This is a genomic window from Carboxylicivirga litoralis (assembly GCF_025499605.1).
In the GTDB taxonomy this organism is placed as follows: Bacteria; Bacteroidota; Bacteroidia; order Bacteroidales; family Marinilabiliaceae; genus Carboxylicivirga; species Carboxylicivirga litoralis.
On sequence record NZ_JAFMVC010000046.1, the window covers coordinates 1 to 15,408 of the forward strand.

General features: G+C 34.0%; 15 protein-coding genes. 2 read left to right on the forward strand and 13 right to left on the reverse strand.

What is annotated here, in order from left to right; translation table 11 throughout:
* Window positions 1-45: 45 nt before the first annotated feature.
* The 13 genes from J1N10_RS19885 to J1N10_RS19945 form a co-directional block, all read right to left on the reverse strand.
* Window positions 46-924: a DUF5677 domain-containing protein gene (locus J1N10_RS19885; protein WP_262328483.1), complete on the reverse strand. Its 879-nt coding sequence runs from the start codon at window positions 922-924 to the stop codon at window positions 46-48.
* A 281-nt stretch (window positions 925-1,205) separates the two neighbouring features.
* The gene (locus tag J1N10_RS19890; protein ID WP_262328484.1) at window positions 1,206-1,901 is read right to left on the reverse strand and encodes an FRG domain-containing protein; all 696 of its coding nucleotides are present in this window, start codon (window positions 1,899-1,901) and stop codon (window positions 1,206-1,208) included.
* A gap of 119 nt (window positions 1,902-2,020) precedes the next feature.
* Window positions 2,021-2,563 (reverse strand): hypothetical protein, encoded by a 543-nt coding sequence (locus J1N10_RS19895; RefSeq protein ID WP_262328485.1) that lies wholly within the window; start codon window positions 2,561-2,563, stop codon window positions 2,021-2,023.
* Between the two features lie 22 nt (window positions 2,564-2,585).
* A complete protein-coding gene (locus tag J1N10_RS19900) occupies window positions 2,586-2,816 on the reverse strand; it encodes a hypothetical protein (protein ID WP_262328486.1) in 231 nt (76 codons plus the stop codon).
* Window positions 2,817-2,977: 161 nt separating this feature from the next.
* On the reverse strand, window positions 2,978-3,619 hold the full coding sequence (locus J1N10_RS19905; RefSeq protein WP_262328487.1) for a hypothetical protein: 642 nt from the start codon (window positions 3,617-3,619) through the stop codon (window positions 2,978-2,980).
* Between the two features lie 303 nt (window positions 3,620-3,922).
* Complete coding sequence (locus tag J1N10_RS19910; RefSeq protein ID WP_262328488.1) at window positions 3,923-4,999, reverse strand: hypothetical protein; 1,077 nt, start codon at window positions 4,997-4,999, stop codon at window positions 3,923-3,925.
* Window positions 5,000-5,298: 299 nt separating this feature from the next.
* Window positions 5,299-6,366, reverse strand: a complete 1,068-nt coding sequence (locus J1N10_RS19915) for a hypothetical protein (protein ID WP_262328489.1) — start codon at window positions 6,364-6,366, stop codon at window positions 5,299-5,301.
* A gap of 998 nt (window positions 6,367-7,364) precedes the next feature.
* Complete coding sequence (locus J1N10_RS19920) at window positions 7,365-8,408, reverse strand: DUF6371 domain-containing protein (RefSeq protein WP_262328490.1); 1,044 nt, start codon at window positions 8,406-8,408, stop codon at window positions 7,365-7,367.
* Window positions 8,409-8,591: 183 nt separating this feature from the next.
* Window positions 8,592-10,010 carry a YfjI family protein gene (locus tag J1N10_RS19925; protein ID WP_262328491.1) on the reverse strand — a complete coding sequence of 473 codons (1,419 nt, stop codon included), beginning with the start codon at window positions 10,008-10,010 and terminating at the stop codon, window positions 8,592-8,594.
* Window positions 10,003-10,176 carry a hypothetical protein gene (locus tag J1N10_RS19930; RefSeq protein WP_262328492.1) on the reverse strand — a complete coding sequence of 58 codons (174 nt, stop codon included), beginning with the start codon at window positions 10,174-10,176 and terminating at the stop codon, window positions 10,003-10,005. The genes J1N10_RS19925 and J1N10_RS19930 overlap by 8 nt, the downstream gene beginning before the upstream one ends.
* Window positions 10,176-10,526, reverse strand: coding sequence for a helix-turn-helix transcriptional regulator (locus tag J1N10_RS19935; RefSeq protein WP_262328493.1), 351 nt, complete (start codon window positions 10,524-10,526; stop codon window positions 10,176-10,178). Before J1N10_RS19935 ends, J1N10_RS19930 begins: the two co-directional genes overlap by 1 nt.
* Window positions 10,527-10,623: 97 nt before the next feature.
* Entirely contained in the window at window positions 10,624-11,487 is an 864-nt protein-coding gene (locus tag J1N10_RS19940; protein ID WP_262328494.1) for a hypothetical protein, read from the reverse strand.
* A gap of 1 nt (window position 11,488) precedes the next feature.
* Window positions 11,489-12,730 (reverse strand): site-specific integrase, encoded by a 1,242-nt coding sequence (locus tag J1N10_RS19945; protein ID WP_262328495.1) that lies wholly within the window; start codon window positions 12,728-12,730, stop codon window positions 11,489-11,491.
* A gap of 526 nt (window positions 12,731-13,256) precedes the next feature.
* Here J1N10_RS19945 and J1N10_RS19950 point away from each other — a divergent pair.
* Entirely contained in the window at window positions 13,257-14,513 is a 1,257-nt protein-coding gene (locus tag J1N10_RS19950; RefSeq protein WP_262328496.1) for a site-specific integrase, read from the forward strand.
* Between the two features lie 145 nt (window positions 14,514-14,658).
* Complete coding sequence (locus tag J1N10_RS19955) at window positions 14,659-15,318, forward strand: hypothetical protein (protein ID WP_262328497.1); 660 nt, start codon at window positions 14,659-14,661, stop codon at window positions 15,316-15,318.
* Window positions 15,319-15,408: the final 90 nt, after the last annotated feature.

A 15,408-nucleotide genomic window follows, 5' to 3' on the forward strand; every position in this document is an offset into this window, starting at 1 on the left:
TCAGACTAGAGATTATGATATATAATCATGCCTTCTTTTTAATTCTTAATGATATAAATATCTCTCAGGATTACTTTCATAATTTTTAAAGATATATTGAATTATCAAGTTGTTTATCCTTTTATGCTGTGCAAAATTTTCTATCTCATCACCTCTTTCTGCCCATAATAAAAACTGCTCAGATGATTCAATCATAATTGAAAAGATTGGAGCAATCATACGGTTATCACTACTAATATAAAAATCCATCTTAGGAATATAATAACCCCCTTCACAATAAGTTAAATGCAATTGTCTAATATCACCCCAACCACTATGCAAAACCTCAGAAAACATTCCATATAAGTATGAATAAGTATTAGAAACTTCTACCTCTTTATGAATCTCTGAAAAATTCTTTCCATCAAGTTCCCACTTTCGTCCTTTCTTTTTCTGATCTTCACACTCAAAATCAGTCATAGTAAATCCATCAATATTCATTGCATATTTGAACTTATCTATCATTACTTGACCAATCCCTTCAATACTCTCAAGTTCCTTAAAGTTCTTATATCTTCTCCTGTATGAAACTAGTCTATAATGCGTCTGAGAATCTTCCCCTTTTAAAATCAAGTATTTCATTAGGACGAAAGCTTCATAAATTGGTCTGGTTAGTAAAACAGTCGTATCGTACTCTTTATCATTAAATGCTCGAAGAAATAATTTGAAGTGTTTGTATAGTTTTGTATACAATCCGATGATTGTGGCACTATTAATGCCGTACACATAACCGTCATCTTCAAAAGGGTCAATAGCTTTTTCAATTAAAGTCAGTAATTCATTTGAAAAGTCGTGAACAAAACTCAACTTACTTCTGAGTTCATTTTCTAGGTCATCTAGCGTTTCGATATTTTTATAGTCTTCGTTCATTTTGTAACTCTTCATTCTAGTTTTTAATTTTGAGATTCACGACTAATCTTATCGTTAAATATTTCAGTTGCTTTTTACGATTAGTTCGAACAAAAACACTAACCTTATCAATACAAACAATGCATTTCTTATGAATGCTATCTAAAATCATCAATAATCATAATGCATGAAGATTTATATTAAAACTAAAGTGAAGACCAATTCCATCAGGCATCACATCACTTGCTATTATTAACTCATATTCTTCTGTTTATATTTTCAAATGGTCGATTAACGGGGAATACTACACTAGATTTTTAATACTCCCAGTTTACTTGTTTGCATAATCCTTCTAAATCCGGGAACATCGTCTGATAATTAATGCCAAATTTGTATAGCTTTTTCATTATGTCACCTTTAATTTGTCTGGGAATTACATATTTCTTTATGCGATTTTTAGTCTTTTTGTTTAAGTCTAGACTTATAAATTGTTCATGCTTTTTTGAAAACGCATGAGCTGTAAACCAACCTGATTGAGCTATTATCCTCTCATTGTTTTGTGGAGGTCGTAAAATCTTTGTTGCCCCGATTGCGAATGGTGACTTATCTATATTTCGTCTAAGTCTCATCGCCTTATCTGCAATTAGCAAGTATACATATGAATCCGAATTATTATAGTCGGAACATGCGAAAAACAACGCAACCAATGGGTTTGTAGACCAATCCAACAAACGTGTTCTTAAACCAAAATGTTGTGCATAAACAAGCCAGTCCCAATGGTCTTTAAGTTTACCTGAGTCAATATTATTAAAAGCTCGCCTTTTCAATTCGCCAAGCATTAACATTTCTTTTCGCGTTGTGTCCTCATATGGATTTAAACGAGCAATAGAAGGTAAAAGAGGCTTATCAACACTTTGCCCCCTAAATAGCATGAAAAAGTTATCAATATTAGCCGACTGTTCTACTTGCTTTATAAAGTCGGAGAAACTCTCTATTTCGATAGTTTTACTCATTGTTAAAGTTGCATTAGTTTTTTTTTAGGTGTAGTGCCAAATCAGCCTATGGAGCTTTTTACCAAAGCTACGAACCAACTAAAACAAGTCGGCTCACTTAAGCTATATGAGTCAGTATTTTATTTTAGACAGTTGAACCTTAATCCAGTAATGAAAAATTCTCTATGCTTATAATTCAAATAAAATGGCTCTAATAACCTATTAATTTCGGCGGCATATTTTATATTTATAGCTTCTTTATTTTGACTAATTGCTAAATATATTCCCCTAAATCCGAGCCTATATCGTGCATCGTTTCTTTTGATATTTATACTCTCTTCATGAAAAAATCGAATTAACTCCCATCTATTACTAATTCTAGAAACAGTAAAGTATCTGCTGATACATTCCAAAGATTCCTCTAATCCAAAATCTGTAAAAATTCTAATTGCAACAGAATAGAAAGAATGAACCAAATCTTTATTCATTGTTGGGTTATCAACTTCGAAATCTGGAAGTGAATAAAAACAATGCAATATCCTTAACAGCTTTTCGACCTCGAATCTTGAGGAATCATACTTTTCTTTGGGGGTGTTATTTCTCTTCCAAAAATTTATAGTTATTGGACAAATTGCAATGTTTGTATTATCGAATCCCCCAAATTTTATCATTGGCATATTCATAATCAGAGATTTAGTAATAAGTTTAATCTGCCCAATACTCACAATTTTGGTTAATCATATCTTGTAATCTATAATACAATAGAATACCTGTTTGCAGGTAATCTTTGCCTCCCGGATAGACCTCATACTTATTATCTGCCATAATATGCTCTCCTATTAGATAATACTCATATTCCCCAGAAGAGTTTGGTCTTCTTATTTGAGTCCCAGGCGTAAGATTTGTTTGATGTGTAATTTTTGTAAATTTTCCCATTCTGTAAGTTTTTATATTGGCACCAACGGTAAACTGCATAAGTAGTGGCAGATTGCGTGCTTCTTTCCTGCCAAACCGCTACGCAGTTTAAGCAGGCTACTAACCTTAATATTTAGCGCTCGCCCTGCCATTACTTATACAAAATGTTATGCACGTGGTAGTTATTCTAATTCACTAAGTCCTTTAGTTATTTGCTCTCTAAATATCTTCATTCTTCTATAGGCAATAGTCGACATTTCTAATTCATATTCAATTCCTTTTCGAATCTCTGCATGCAGATGAATAGCATTTCGTAAATCATATATTTGCTTTAACTCGGCTCCCAATTCTTCAGTTATTAAGCCCAATTTAATACAAGCCTCAATTTTATGTTCGAAACGTATTGTTGTCATTTCACGTTTACCTACTGTTTCATACATTGTCTTAATTTCTTTGCCATCATGAATTAATCCATTCAATTCTTTGCTGACAGAAATCTTTTTATAAACTTTTGTATTAAATAGAGATTTGACTTCCTCTTTATCTCCTAAAACATCAAATAAAAAATGATGAATAACCGCCTCATATATTGAAGCATAATAGAATACCTGAATTCTGATTTGAGCATTCCTTAACCAATCGTCTGCCTGAATACCTTCTAAGAATTTATATATATAACGAATTGCTTTGAATTCTTCGGACAACCTATTTCTAAGCTCCTCATCTCCTACATAATCGAAATAGTCGTCAAACCAATGTTCATCAGGTAGATGATTTAAAATGTACTCTTCGATTTCCTTTTTAATATCTTCTCTAAACGGCATAATTTTAATTTATTTTTCGTCCCATTCTTGTATTTCAGTTAATTCTTCAAATAATTTTTCATCTCTTTTAATTATTCGACGAACGCTTAATTCCTTTTCAATTATTGAATCCGTATCATGAGGATAATAATTATCATCTAAGTAGAATGCTAACATTCTTTTACCGAGCTCTGGATAAATATCTAAATCTTGTTTTTTTATATTGATGTAAAAATGATATTTGAAGTTCCAATTCCCCTTTATTCCTTTGAGTTTTTGATAAAAGCATATAATGACTCTCCACCCCAGAAACCCATAAGCTTATTAAACCCCCATTCGTCTTTTTCTTCCTGATTTTTTTCTAATCCTTGTCCTTTTGCTTCTTTTCTTTCTTTTCCACTTAACTACAATATGTTTATTGCTCTTTTTTTTAGGTTTTTTCTTTTTAGGTTTTTTCTTAATGCTGCTTGTTTTCGGTTCTGAATCGGCTTCATCCTCCTTTTGGGCCTTTTCTTCCGCTTCAATTAATGGTCTATACCAATCCCATAATTCCTTAAGAGTTTTGAAGTTTGTCGGAACAGGATTATCCACCCTAAACGCTTCACCAGGAGTCATTGGCATATAATGACAAAAAAAACTTTCACTTGTCCTTCTTGGGTTTAATGCTATTGAAGATAAAAAGAAGTCATTATAAACATCATAATGGTGGCTATGAATAAAACCGTCCCAACGTTTTCTAAGCTCTTCTTCTGAAGATATATCAATTACTTCGAATTGTTCCATATCTCGCTCATCTGGTGTTCCCCAAGCCGTATTTAAAAGTGAAACAGCTTCCACATCTGAGACAGGTGCACCATAACCAAAAATCGTCACCCTTCTTGCACCACTTTCTTTAGATAACCAATACCTTACACGTCCCCATTCAATATTAATGAACTCATCTTCCGTGTAATTCTTTTGTTCTACTGGGTATAATAATTTTGTTGGTTCAAATACCCCACCATCTCTTCTCATTTGATAACCAACAGGTCCACACCTTTTATCTTCCTTACTATATCCAACTGCTACATTTCCATGTAAGAAAGCCAAACGAGGTAAATCATCTGTGAATTCTTTATTTCGCACCCATGCTTGATACAAAAATGGGTCCCAATTAAATGTCGCTATCAAATCTTTACCTCTAAGTGATAATACAAGGTAATCATAAATAGTTGGTTCATCTGGAAGTTGCATACTACCAAAGTAATCCAATATGCGACCTTCTATTTCCCTTAACAACTCTGAATTAGGATTTTCAGAATGGAGATTACCGTATAATTTTTCAAAATTACTATCCCTTAGATGTTCTGGAACTTTTTCGATAATGTCTCCTAGTTTCAATAAATCAGAAAAATTATCCATTGAGGGCAAACTTTTTCCAGTCTTTTCATGGTTTCTCAGTGTTGATGCAATACTTGCTCCTGCTCCAAGAATTACTACATGCCTACCTCCGCCAAATACTTGATTAATTCCTTCTTCCTTGTCATAAATCTTTGTTTGCTAGGTTCTCTTATAATGAAAGCTAACGGCTCGAATATGCGTAATGCGAGATTTCAAGGCTCTTCACTACCAAACCGTTACTTTGTTTATTAAATGCTTTAAAGCTCAAATTTATTAAACCGCCCGCATTACGTATATTTATTGCTGTATGCTGGTGTTTATTAAGGTATTTCAGAAAAATAGTCTTCTAAATCCAAATTCATATTTTTAATCACGCCAAGATTTGAAAATAATTCCAATGAACAACAATAGCATGTTACATTATAAACGATTTGCACATCTCCAGCATATTCGTTTGTGTTTGAGTCATATGTTTCAACATAATCATGATACTTTACCAACGACTTCGTTTGGCATACTGGGCAGACTAATACTTCGCCAATGTCCTCTAATTTTGAAATCTCTTCTGCAATTAATTCCGCTCTTCTTCTCTCGTGAGTATCTCCTGTAATAAATTGATATTTCGTTGGGTTCTCAAAGCATGCTCTACCGAGCTCTTTTAGCAATGCAATCTTAGATATATTATATGCTTCACTTTCAAAATGTTTTATAATTTCATCAATAATAAGTACTTCACCATTAGGACTCTTTAGTTTCAAATCTGAAAACCTATTTTCATTTCCTTCTAATGTCAATAACTGTTTTAAAAAAGGGAAAACATGCTTTCCAAACAAATAGTCTAATGCTTGATACCTCAATATAAAAACGCCACGATGTGCAATTCTATTCCTTAATGTATTTAGAGATTTAAGCCAAGTATTAGAATCTACAATAAATTCATACTTTTCTCTGTCAATTCTATTCTCTTTAATTAATAAAACTATCCTTTCTAATGCTTCTGAAAATTCAATATGTCTTTCATTTTCAAGTAATGATTCGTCATATGTATTTCCTTTAATTAAATCAAAAAGTAGCGTATGTTTCTTTTTTACATCAATTGCTAGTAGTTTATGCTCTTTTTCTAATAGTTCTTTTATAAATAATTCAAGAAAATGTTGAAGGTGAAATATTGCTTCACTTGCATTTTCTATATAACTAGCTGAGTAATAATCTCTATCTTCTGGACTAACAGATGTATCTTTCAAGTGTGAAAAGCGAAATGACATACTTTTATAGGTTTCAAAATAAGCCTTCAATGCCATTGATAACGACAAAAATGCCATATTTTTCACTCGGGGGTGAGTATCACGAATATAAAATCCGTCATTTTGTATTTCATTAATATTCATATCTTAAAAATTTTGTTCTTTATTGTACGGGCATCTTTTTTACTTGCATACAACATTATTATATCACACACAATTTTATTATCTATTTAAATTGAGTGACATATTTAATCACTAAAAACTTATAATCGCATAAAGATTTTAAACGTTTATAAACGATTAAAATCTATACTCGCATCAACATGCTAATATTTTATAATTTCCTTTATGATTCCACCTCTATATGATTCTCCCCTAGAGGCGGCTATTCCGATTAGTGGATACTAAATTAAATATTTCATTGAAATAACAAGAGCTGTATTGATTAATTACATTAAGCTATTGACTAAATGATAGAAAATATTGATATGGGAAGGATATGAGTAAGCCGCCTTTTAATAGGATTCTCACAATACACCAAAATATGAAACGCCTTTATAAAACCGATTCATGAGTCGCTCAAAGTTAGAGTAGATTATAGAAGAAATAATTATCTCACCAACCGGTGTTTTTTTGTTTTATAACCAACTTATCAATAAGACCCATTAAAAATGGTGAAATGGCCTTGCAAATATGCACACAGAAAAATGGCACTACGGTGACGGTTCGGCTCAATTGTGCCTTAAGGAATTATACCCCTATCCCCCTAGCAAGATAAATTCTTGATAGTCAGATTGAAATATACCCTATTGACTGAGATATAAAAAGATAGTATCTCCCTTATATATGAAAGAAATTGCCGAAAATATGAGATGTCCAATAAATCCGTTCATTCTCGGACATCTATGTCGATTAGGTATAAAAAAAGGCCCAAAAATGGACCTTTTTACAATGCGATTATTGTTCAATTAATAACAATGAGCCAGTCATTCAACCCGATTTTTATTAGGTCTGTTATGAGTATACCCTTTGTGAACTATCTATAATCTGGTTCATTAATTGGCAATCTACCACTTAAAACAGACTAGCTATTTGCAGACTATTTAAAATAGACTACTTACTTAGATATTGGATATTTAGCATTACTCAACTAAGCCGAATGACTTTGCTAATCGAGGACAAGAATTCTGTATAAAATCCAGAACCTCGCCAATTGTTGAGAATGACTGTTTTCTTTTGGGCTTATTGTTGATTATTGAGTTTTGTTCTTTTCTGTTGATTTGAGGTAAGAAATCGGCCAAATCACATCCTTGCTCTAATTCGTATCTTCTCGAAACATCTTCGAGAAGATACGATACCTTAAATGTAGTTCCGGGTAGTAGTTCGTTCAATATCTCGGCTTTCTCTTCCCACTTTTTAGCCGCTCCCAAATCAGGGAATAAGAAACAAGTTCGCCCCTTTAGAATTTTGCTCTTTTCAACATTAATACCGTTTAAGCTACCTGAGGCAAGCCATATATAATTCGAAAGATAAATGCTTGAAATAATAGCTGTTTTTTCACTCTCTACGATGGCAATATTCCTTTCATCGTTATCATTAATTAAATGTTCGCCAAAGTAGCACTGCTTTAGATTGAAGTCATCTAACTTTAGAACTTTGTGAACCCAATTGATATAACTAAATGGCTCTTTAACTCTTTTGCCGTTTGTCATATCGAATAGCATTATTTTACCACTTCGTACATTTTGCCTGTTATCAATCTGCCAAAACACTGTTGACCCACTCCAATGTTTTGACGTTCCTATTTTATATTGACTGCATACCTGTTTGATATCTTTATCCGTCATAAATGTACTGAGCCACAAAAGAAAGTTATTAGTATCATAGCTTCCCAGTGTTTGTTTCATTACCTCATGCTTTATATACGATGCAGGTTTTTCAATTGGTTGATTCATAGTGATACATTTAAAGTCAACCTCTTGTAATTCATCCTTTAAATATTCATCTGCATAAGGATTTAAGTGATAGGTACAGCTTTGCTCCCTATCACATCTACCATACTTATATGGTAAGAGTTTACCTGTTACTTTATCAATATATCTTACGTAACGCCTGGCTTTGCCACATGAAGGACAAGTCTCTTTGAGCTTTCCTTTAATAAGCTCAAATCTATATAGTTTAGTCATAATTATCTGATAGTTGGTGGCCAAATGGCTAAGTGGCCAAAAGAAACATTAATCTACTGTATTACAAAAGCTTAAGGAATAGCCATATTTTGGCCATAATTACGAAAGTGGCTAAACATTGTAGCTACTCAGAGCCACATTTAGCCATCATTGGCTATTGCTAAAACCCAGTCAAATAAGTCATTAAGGTTTGTTTGGCCATTTAGCCACGGTAGATTCTAGTTTTCTGTAAACACCCTGTGAAATGCGTTCGAAAAAGTTAGAATCTCCCAAGTATCTTGTTTCTGTGCGCTTAGGTATTTTAAGCTTCTCGGATATAGCACTTGCATCTTTAGATGTAAACTCGGAAGGTAGAGCATCATAAAACTGTGATTTTTTATCACTTCGCTTCTCTTTTCCTTTGAGTAAGTTAACAAAGACATTAGCCGCGTGATTCTCTCCTGTTGTTACAATTGACAGGGCGCTATAGAAATCTTCATCATTGCAAATAAGAATTTGAGGAATAGAAGTTTCACCTACATACCTCATAATTGATAAAATCATAGCAATTCTAAAGGCAATCAGTCCAAGTCTTTTAATGCTGGCTTCAAAGTCAGAGCTTAACTCTTTTCTTGAATTATTAAGCAAAGTATTAAAATGCTCTGTGAACTTACTTTGCTGTTCTCTAGTTAGCTCAAATTGGATAGGATTTTGGCGGGCTGCTAAGGTTTTATGCAATTCATAAATCAAACTACCTTTCTCCTCAAAGAAGGTTTTATAATCCACTTGAGAAGTCATCTCAAATGGATTTTTAAAATTTCCTTCGTGCTCAAAACCGTAGAAGAGAAAGCGACTAAATAAGCCGTTTTCACTATCTGTAATCATCCGACTAACTTGCTTAGGAGTGCCAGAAAGGACCATTGAGAGCATTGGCCGTTTCATTTCAATAAAAGCATCCTCAGTTTTTCGATAAAGACTAACGGTTTCATGATGAAAAGCTTTTCTTAGTACGTCGCTAAAATCACCCCATTCTTGACACATGATATTGCTAACGGTGTCAGCTTCGGTTTCAAAAATGATACCTCTATCATTGTTATTTGTCAATGCTTGAATAATTGCAGCGCTACTGCTATTACCCGGGATGAAGTGCATTAATTGACTTGGTTTTATTGGTTTGCTTTCATTTAGTTTTTCATGCTTTTTTAGATTGTCATACTTCTGTATAGCATAATCATATTGCTCTAGGTCCGTTTTATGCTGTTGTAGTTGAGATTCATGTATTTTGCTTCCCAAAAGTTTAGCCCAATCTAAATTACCTTTACCACTTCCGGCCATTGCTGTGATAAAACAATAGAGATGGGGAGTGTAACTCTTCCCAAAGTACACCCCTTCTAAGTTTGGAAAACAGCTACTCAATACACCAAGCGCACCAATAAGAACAACATCTTTCTCAATCTGGTCATCAAACATGTTAACACAATCTCTCAATAACGGCGGAAGGTCATCTAATACATCATTTGAGATATTTGAAAGTTGATTGACTGTAATATCATAATGTCCGCCTATATTCTGAGCTCTTTCAACAATGGCATTTGCAACTTTTAAAGCATCGTTTTTATTCATAGTGCTCAATTGATTTACGATTGTAAAAACGTTCAATTATCACACCTACCCTAACAGGTCGATTTAGGCGAATATACTTTGACTCATCTAATAAAACCGGATTAGTTTCATTACCTTTGCTGTGCTTCTGGCCCTGCGTAAGTGGGGCTTTTCTTTTTCCCATCATTACTCAAGCCCTCCATTGTAACGATTAGATAATTCATTCTCTTTCCTAGAGCAATAATCTGAAACACTTTCAACCTTTTTTGCCTTAGCCCATTCTAGTATCTCAGTACGTAAGAAAATAAGTTTTCGTCCACCATGCTTAGGTTTGTGAAAAGGAATGTGTCCCCGGTGAACTAATTGATAAATGGTGTTTCGCTTGTAGCCAGTTAAACTACATACTTCATCAATTGTAATTGTTTCCGAATGATTGACCGGGGTAGTTGAGAACTCAGTTAACATTCTTTTAAGAATTCTCACCTCTTCAGTTAAGGTAGCTACCTGTTGTGGTAGACTTTCAAAAGTTAATTGCATATAAAAAAAATAACTGGATAAGGTTTGTTCCTATATCCAGTTACAATTATCACGACGCCTTTTCCGTCTTTTAAGTCGTCTTTTCCGTTTCTTTAATTTATTTTCTTTTCAACGCATCATACAACTGTTTATCAGGCACATCAGAAAAAACCTCAAATACCCGAACTAACTTTATAAACTCTTTATTTGAATTTAAATTCTCAAATTTAGATAAGTATATACTCCCTAATGTTGATGCTAACTTAGTTTTACACCGTGGTTTCGTTTTGATTAATTCAACATCTACTTCTTTAAACTCTCCTAACAAGAACGAATTCAACAAGAAAACAAATTTCTTATAATCAGATTCGTTAAAAAAAACATACTCCCATCCCTTTTTATCAATCATGTCAAACTCTGATTGAATATCTAAAATTAAACTCCCTTGTATTTGCTCATATGTGGTTATTAGCTCTTTACTTTTTGTTCTTTCAATCATCTCATAAAGCCTATCCAAGTGGGTAAACAATGCAAAGCCTTCTAAAAAATCAGCCATACGAGGTAATTCTAAAATCATCTCTCTCAAAAAAGATATTTCGACCTTCACCAGTTCTTCTTTCTTAACCTTATCGAAAAAGCCACCTTTAAGCTTCCCCAGCTTTGCAACTACATTTAAGTATTCATCAATTTCATTAGCACTCCAAAATATCCCTTCTGAAAAATGTTTACAAAACAACTTTGCATTTGGTTTAGTCATATTTTTATTTGCATCATACATCATAAATGGCAATTGAACACCCTCAATCTTGTCAAGAATTTTATCAATTGTTCTTTCGAGCTCATTTTCAATAAAAGCTATCTGCTTATCTTTTTCCCAGAGTAGAGTATATTTACAAAAAAACCTAAACCACAGAGATTGCAATCTAGAAGACGCTAATATAGATGATGATTCAAAAAACGTAAACGGTATCTTCTCTTTCATTTTATAAAACTTTTGTTGCCTCATCAATTACACTACTATCTAGGCTATCTAAATATGTATTTGTTGTTTTTAAATCACTATGCCCTAGTATCTGGCTAATCACTTCTCTTGGTATAGCGTTGCTTTGCAATTGCATCGCCATTGTATGCCTCGAAACATACGAGGTTAAATTAAACTCAAATTCAAGATCTTTACCTAAATCTTTTAAGTAATTATTGTAACGCTTGCTTTTGTTTTTAACATGAGTATAAAGCTTTTCACCGTCATGCTCTATCGTAATAATTGGCAATAGGTAATCACCAATTGGCACTCGAAACTTTCTCAAAGAATCAATAAGCCTTTGTATCTCATCAGTAATTTTTATCTGAATCGGCTTAACCTTCGGCTGTGTTTTAGTTTTTTGCCGTTTGTATACTATATAACGTCCTCCATTAAGAGTAAATATATTCTTGGTCTTTAAATGCGCCATATCTACGAAAGAGATACCATAACAGTAATATGAGAAAAGAAACAATTCTCTTGCATACTCATTAACTGGCCTAAGTGAACAAGAATTTTTTAATAAGCTTAAATACTCATTAGGCAAATACCTTTTCTGTGTTTCCTCCTCAAGTTTTGAGATTTGAAAACCTCCTTTACCAAATGGGTAAGTTGATTCAGATGCCTCCCCGTCTTGGATGGCTTTATTTAAAATAGAACGTAAAGTTTTAAAATTGAATTTTCTGGTATTACCGCTATTTCCTCTCTTCTGTAGGTATATATCAAATCTCTTTACATACTTGATATCAATCTCACCGAATACACGTTCTTTAATCTTCTTATCAAACAATGAAAGTATATTCATCAATCGCTCATAACAGATGGCATTTCCTATGTGGTTAGTATCTCTCAGCGTTTGTGCATGAGTACTGATATATGAGTAAAACTTACCTTGAGTCGTTTTATGAAAGAATGCATCTTTAAATTGATTAAAAGTCCAATCAATCTTTTCCTCATCAAATTTTGCAGTAACAGCTATCGCTCGCTGATTATACTTTTCTAATAAAGCATTATCCTTTTTTCTTTGCTCATTTTGCTCCTTAACAGCCTTACTTCTTCCCTCCAAGACAATAAATTGCTGCTGAGTTTCATCCCAAGAATCTAATGAAGCTGCAATTCCCAATGAAATAAATGCTCGCTTTCTTCTTTTAGTTAACACTAACATTACTGGATACAATCCATCCTTGTTAGCCTGCGTTCTCATTTTAAATCGGTGATACTCCATAGGATTTGTTACACACTTTTGTTACACATTTGTTACACAAATCCACAAAAACAGGTAAAAATTGAGCTTTTTTCTATTTTTACGAATCCTCTGCAACACCCAACAAATATAGTATAAATCAAATAAATACAAATAGACCTTCACATTTAATTACACTCCTGGGGGACCAGGGGTCGCAGGTTCAAATCCTGTCATCCCGACGAACACACTTTTTATTGTTCATCAAAAACCTGTAAATCTTCTGATTTACAGGTTTTTGTGTTTTACGCAAATTCATAATAAATCATCATTTTGAGCTTTGCTCGGGAGATATTCGGGAGTCAATTTCTTTTTCCTTATATTTACTCCCGATTGATTTTACAAAAACCTATGACAGTGAAAGTTACAGCTATTTAAAGTGTAGTTTTTCACCCCTTCTGATGATTGATTTTGATTGTTGAAATTAGCTAAAGAGCTAATTGAGAATGATTTACAACACACATTTATCAACAACAAAATCACAACAATGAACACACAAGAGCACACCTTTAGAATTTTATTTGTGGCCAGACCACAGAAAAACAACAAAGAAGAATCATCAATCTATGCCCGCCTGACAGTCAATGGCCACAGAACAGAGTTTTCCCTTAAGACTGATGTAAAAACCAAACACTGGAACAAAGCCAAGGAAAGAGTCACTTCAACAACCATTGATGCACGAAAAACAAATTTCTACCTCGAAGGTGTTAGAAGTGAATTGACCAACATCTATAGAAACCTGTTAATCAACAAGAAACCGCCCACTCCTCACACCATCAAACAACTTTTCTTTGGCAACAGTGAGGAAGACATCACCCTGCAGTATCTAATCGATTACCATGCTGAGTCACAAAAAGACATTCTAACCTGGGGAACGCTTAAGAATTATCTGACAACAGCTAAATACCTCAAGTCATTTCTTCAAAAAAGAAAAAAGAGAGATGACATCCTGTTGAAAGAACTCAACTATCGCTTCATAACAGAGTTTGAAGCCTTCTTACGGGCTCACCAACCAACCGACCATCAACGACCATTAACCAACAATGGCATCATGAAACACATGGAGCGCTTCCGCAAGATGATTAACATGGCCGTCAAACTGGAATGGCTGGAGAAAAACCCCTTCGACAAGTATCGTTTAAACTTTAAAAAGACCGAACGTGCCTTTTTGACGCCTCAAGAACTGCAACGACTGGAAGAGAAGCGCTTCGGCATTGACAGAATACAGTTTACGAAAGACCTTTTTGTGTTCGCCTGCTACACAGGCTTGGCCTACATCGACGTGCATAATCTCACCCGTGATAATTTAGTGATCGGCATTGATGGTGGCCAGTGGATATATACCAAGCGTCAAAAAACTGAAATGCCGGTACATATTCCTCTTTTACCTGCAGCCCAAGCAATCCTGGAGAAATACAAAAACAGTCCCAAAGCTATCACCCAAAACAAATTGTTTCCAGGCATATCCAACCAACGTTTAAACAGTTATCTGAAAGAAATTGCAGACTTGTGCAACATCAAGAAGAACCTCTCCTTTCACATAGCCAGGCATACCTTTGCCACCACCATCGCCTTATCCAACGGTGTCCCCATCGAAACAGTCAGCAAAATCCTGGGTCATTCCAAACTATCTACCACGCAGGTTTATGCCAAAGTGGTGGAGAATAAAATCAGCGAGGATATGCTGGCCCTTAAAGATAAACTCAACCCGAAAACCAATGGCAAGAAGCACTATGTCTCATAAGTTAAATAACACCAAATCAATTAAAAAGCATCATTTTTTTATCAACATAAGTTTTCCTTTTTTATCAAAATCATTAAATTAGTAGAATCAGTTTCGGCCCCATCCGAAACTGATTTCGTTTAACTAAAAACTAAACCTTCAACACATGGAGTATATCTTGACAGAGATAGAGCGCCTTGTCACGAATATTGGTACACCCGATATTTGCCTGATAAAAAAAGGCATATCCAATGACGAATACTTCAAGACGGATATCGATAATGTCCACACCATCATTAAAGAACAATTACTGGCTGAATCATCCATTCTATGCTCCGACAAAAAACTGTCCACTTTAGTTCGTTTTTACCAGTCATGTATTATACGCCTGATTGACCAGATACAAAGTAAAAGATGCACTTGCTGGACAGCTCCCAATTGCCACAACACAAATCTCAAACCGCTCATCATAGAATTGACGGAAGCGCTCGCCTTTATCCATGAGCAATATGATAATTTCTTTGACATTCATTCCAACCTGCCTGAGGTCTGCTATCTAAAACACAAAGAAGCATTCATTATCCATAGACAAAAAATCAGCTCTTCACTGCTAAACCAGGAGATTAACTCAAAGGTTTTGAAAGTGCTTTTACATCCGCTTAATGATTTTATTGAACGCAAACAGGAAAGCTACACCTTTCACGACAAACACTATATTTACATGTGGATTAAGCGTTTATACGCTATAAACCTTCCTTTATTTAGCGATAATAAACTAAACGATTTTTACTGCAAAGAGATAATCGCTTATAACCTTAACTCCTAAGTACATGACAAAAGTTTATAACATTTATCTAAATCGCTGTTATTTATTGGATTGATTAACGCATTTGCGATTCTAATCAGTCCGTATTTA

What these genes read in the sequence shown, in the direction of transcription:
- J1N10_RS19955 (WP_262328497.1), top strand. Translation starts at nt 14,659, where the DNA reads ATGGAGTATATCTTGACAGAGATAGAGCGCCTTGTCACGAATATTGGT.
- J1N10_RS19915 (WP_262328489.1), bottom strand. Translation starts at nt 6,366, where the DNA reads ATGAATATTAATGAAATACAAAATGACGGATTTTATATTCGTGATACT.
- J1N10_RS19940 (WP_262328494.1), bottom strand. Translation starts at nt 11,487, where the DNA reads ATGAAAGAGAAGATACCGTTTACGTTTTTTGAATCATCATCTATATTA.
- J1N10_RS19910 (WP_262328488.1), bottom strand. Translation starts at nt 4,999, where the DNA reads ATGGATAATTTTTCTGATTTATTGAAACTAGGAGACATTATCGAAAAA.
- J1N10_RS19900 (WP_262328486.1), bottom strand. Translation starts at nt 2,816, where the DNA reads ATGGGAAAATTTACAAAAATTACACATCAAACAAATCTTACGCCTGGG.
- J1N10_RS19930 (WP_262328492.1), bottom strand. Translation starts at nt 10,176, where the DNA reads ATGATGGGAAAAAGAAAAGCCCCACTTACGCAGGGCCAGAAGCACAGC.
- J1N10_RS19950 (WP_262328496.1), top strand. Translation starts at nt 13,257, where the DNA reads ATGAACACACAAGAGCACACCTTTAGAATTTTATTTGTGGCCAGACCA.
- J1N10_RS19895 (WP_262328485.1), bottom strand. Translation starts at nt 2,563, where the DNA reads ATGAATATGCCAATGATAAAATTTGGGGGATTCGATAATACAAACATT.
- J1N10_RS19890 (WP_262328484.1), bottom strand. Translation starts at nt 1,901, where the DNA reads ATGAGTAAAACTATCGAAATAGAGAGTTTCTCCGACTTTATAAAGCAA.
- J1N10_RS19925 (WP_262328491.1), bottom strand. Translation starts at nt 10,010, where the DNA reads ATGAATAAAAACGATGCTTTAAAAGTTGCAAATGCCATTGTTGAAAGA.
- J1N10_RS19945 (WP_262328495.1), bottom strand. Translation starts at nt 12,730, where the DNA reads ATGAGAACGCAGGCTAACAAGGATGGATTGTATCCAGTAATGTTAGTG.
- J1N10_RS19920 (WP_262328490.1), bottom strand. Translation starts at nt 8,408, where the DNA reads ATGACTAAACTATATAGATTTGAGCTTATTAAAGGAAAGCTCAAAGAG.
- J1N10_RS19885 (WP_262328483.1), bottom strand. Translation starts at nt 924, where the DNA reads ATGAAGAGTTACAAAATGAACGAAGACTATAAAAATATCGAAACGCTA.
- J1N10_RS19935 (WP_262328493.1), bottom strand. Translation starts at nt 10,526, where the DNA reads ATGCAATTAACTTTTGAAAGTCTACCACAACAGGTAGCTACCTTAACT.
- J1N10_RS19905 (WP_262328487.1), bottom strand. Translation starts at nt 3,619, where the DNA reads ATGCCGTTTAGAGAAGATATTAAAAAGGAAATCGAAGAGTACATTTTA.